Origin of the sequence: Streptomyces sp. TRM64462 (assembly GCF_013362995.1) — a bacterium.
GTDB lineage: Bacteria > Actinomycetota > Actinomycetes > Streptomycetales > Streptomycetaceae > Streptomyces.
The window spans coordinates 1-3,002 of record NZ_JABWDV010000425.1 but is presented as its reverse complement, the minus strand read 5'-3'; the positions used below and the strand labels follow the sequence as shown (position 1 = coordinate 3,002).

Below are 3,002 nucleotides of genomic sequence, written 5' to 3'. Positions count from 1 at the left end.
CCCGCCGCCTTACCCGAGGAACCTTGCGCTCCCAGCGAACAGTTCGGGAACCGGGATGGCGCCCGCCGACCTGCGCGTTAGGGTCCATGAGTACGAGGGCAGGGGAGTACCCGCCGCCCCCAGTACGACAGACGCTGAGACGGCCGCAGCCGTCAGAGACGAGCAGGTGGGATACGTGACGAATCTGATGCCTTACGCCGCGGGTGAGCCGTCCATCGGTGGTGGCCTCGGCGACCATGTGTACAACCGGCTGCTCGGCGAGCGGATCATCTTCCTGGGCCAGCAGGTCGACGACGACATCGCCAACAAGATCACCGCGCAGATGCTCCTCCTCGCCGCCGACCCGGACAAGGACATCTACCTCTACATCAACAGCCCCGGCGGTTCGGTGACGGCCGGCATGGCGATCTACGACACCATGCAGTACATCCCGAACGACGTGGTCACGATCGGCATGGGTATGGCGGCCTCCATGGGCCAGTTCCTGCTGACCGGCGGCTCCCAGGGCAAGCGCTTCGCGCTGCCCAACACCGACATCCTGATGCACCAGGGATCCGCCGGCATCGGCGGCACCGCATCGGACATCAAGATCCAGGCCGAGTACCTCCTCCGTACGAAGCGGCGGATGGCCGAGATCACCGCGCACCACTCCGGTCAGACCGTGGAAACGATCATCCGCGACGGCGACCGCGACCGCTGGTTCACCGCGGAAGAGGCCAAGGACTACGGCCTCATCGACGAGATCATCTCCGCCGCCTCGGGCGTTCCGGGCGGTGGCGGCACCGGCGCCTGACTCCCCCGGAGGGGGCGCCCCCAACCGCCGAAACCCGAGCCTTCAGCCCGCCGAACGCCACCAGGATGGTGAACACCCCATGAGCAACTTCTCCGCGAGCGGCCTCTACACCGGCCCGCAGGTGGACAACCGGTACGTCGTCCCGCGGTTCGTCGAGCGCACGTCCCAGGGCGTGCGCGAGTACGACCCGTACGCGAAGCTCTTCGAGGAGCGCGTGATCTTCCTCGGCGTGCAGATCGACGACGCCTCCGCCAACGACGTCATGGCGCAGCTCCTGTGCCTGGAGTCGATGGACCCGGACCGCGACATTTCCGTCTACATCAACAGCCCCGGCGGCTCCTTCACCGCCCTCACGGCCATCTACGACACGATGCAGTTCGTGAAGCCGGACATCCAGACGGTCTGCATGGGCCAGGCGGCCTCCGCCGCGGCCGTGCTCCTCGCCGCCGGCACGCCCGGCAAGCGCATGGCCCTGCCCAACGCGCGCGTGCTGATCCACCAGCCGTCCGGCGGCACGGGCCGCGAGCAGCTCTCCGACCTGGAGATCGCGGCCAACGAGATCCTCCGGATGCGCACGCAGCTTGAGGAGATGCTGGCCAAGCACTCCAACACCCCGATCGAGAAGATCCGCGACGACATCGAGCGCGACAAGATCCTCACGGCCGAGGACGCCCTGGCGTACGGCCTGATCGACCAGATCGTGTCGACCCGCAAGGGCGCGGCGGCCGTGGCTGCCTGACGCCCGACCTTCCCTTGGCACGGTCCACGGCGGACGCCCGTCCATGTGAACCGTGCCAAGGGGGGCCCGAACGGGGGGCCCGGCAAGGTACCGTCGGATATGAGGCACCAGGAGCCGGCTGTGAACAAGCCGCTCCCAGGCGAAGGGGAAGCACCTCGTGGCACGCATCGGTGATGGCGGCGACCTGCTCAAGTGCTCGTTCTGCGGAAAGAGCCAGAAGCAGGTGAAGAAGCTCATCGCAGGCCCCGGTGTGTACATCTGCGACGAGTGCATCGACCTCTGCAACGAGATCATCGAAGAGGAGCTCGCGGAGACCAGCGAGGTGCGGTGGGAGGAACTCCCCAAGCCCCGCGAGATCTACGAGTTCCTGGAGGGGTACGTCGTCGGCCAGGAGCCGGCCAAGAAGGCCCTCTCCGTCGCGGTGTACAACCACTACAAGCGCGTCCAGGCCGGCGAGAACGGCGGCGCGCAGGGCCGGGACGACGCGATCGAACTCGCCAAGTCCAACATCCTGTTGCTGGGCCCCACGGGCTCCGGCAAGACGCTCCTGGCCCAGACCCTCGCCCGCATGCTGAACGTGCCGTTCGCCATCGCCGACGCGACAGCGCTGACGGAGGCCGGCTATGTCGGCGAGGACGTCGAGAACATCCTGCTGAAGCTCATCCAGGCCGCCGACTACGACGTCAAGAAGGCCGAGACGGGCATCATCTACATCGATGAGATCGACAAGGTCGCGAGGAAGAGTGAAAACCCCTCCATCACCCGCGATGTGTCCGGCGAAGGCGTCCAGCAGGCCCTCCTGAAGATCCTCGAAGGCACGACGGCCTCGGTCCCCCCGCAGGGCGGACGCAAGCACCCGCACCAGGAGTTCATCCAGATCGACACGACGAACGTCCTGTTCATCGTGGGTGGTGCCTTCGCCGGCCTGGAGAAGATCATCGAGTCGCGGGCGGGTGCCAAGGGCATCGGCTTCGGCGCGACGATCCGTTCCAAGCGCGAGATCGAGGCGAGCGACCAGTTCCAGGAGGTCATGCCGGAGGACCTGGTGAAGTTCGGGATGATCCCCGAGTTCATCGGCCGCCTCCCGGTCATCACCTCGGTCCACAACCTCGACCGCGAGGCCCTCCTCAAGATCCTCGTCGAGCCGCGCAACGCGCTGGTGAAGCAGTACCAGCGCCTCTTCGAACTCGACGGCGTGGAGCTGGACTTCGACCGTCCCGCCCTGGAGGCCATCGCCGACCAGGCCATCCTCCGCGGCACCGGCGCCCGCGGCCTGCGCGCCATCATGGAGGAAGTCCTCATGTCCGTGATGTACGAGGTCCCGTCCCGCAAGGACGTGGCCCGCGTCGTCATCACGGAGGACGTCGTCCACAACAACGTCAACCCGACCCTGGTCCCCCGGGTCGTCAAGGACCAGGGCCGCCACGAGAAGTCGGCCTGACCGTACGTATGTGACAGGGGCGCCCGGCC

General features: G+C 67.0%; 3 protein-coding genes. All 3 read left to right on the top strand.

What is annotated here, in order from left to right; genetic code table 11:
- Window positions 1-187 precede the first annotated feature (187 nt).
- Entirely contained in the window at window positions 188-793 is a 606-nt protein-coding gene (locus HTZ82_RS26775; RefSeq protein WP_175412006.1) for an ATP-dependent Clp protease proteolytic subunit, read from the top strand.
- 79 nt (window positions 794-872) lie between these two features.
- Window positions 873-1,532 (top strand): ATP-dependent Clp protease proteolytic subunit, encoded by a 660-nt coding sequence (locus HTZ82_RS26770; protein ID WP_149183109.1) that lies wholly within the window; start codon window positions 873-875, stop codon window positions 1,530-1,532.
- A gap of 157 nt (window positions 1,533-1,689) precedes the next feature.
- The gene (gene clpX, locus HTZ82_RS26765) at window positions 1,690-2,973 is read left to right on the top strand and encodes an ATP-dependent Clp protease ATP-binding subunit ClpX (RefSeq protein WP_031129255.1); all 1,284 of its coding nucleotides are present in this window, start codon (window positions 1,690-1,692) and stop codon (window positions 2,971-2,973) included.
- Window positions 2,974-3,002 lie beyond the last annotated feature (29 nt).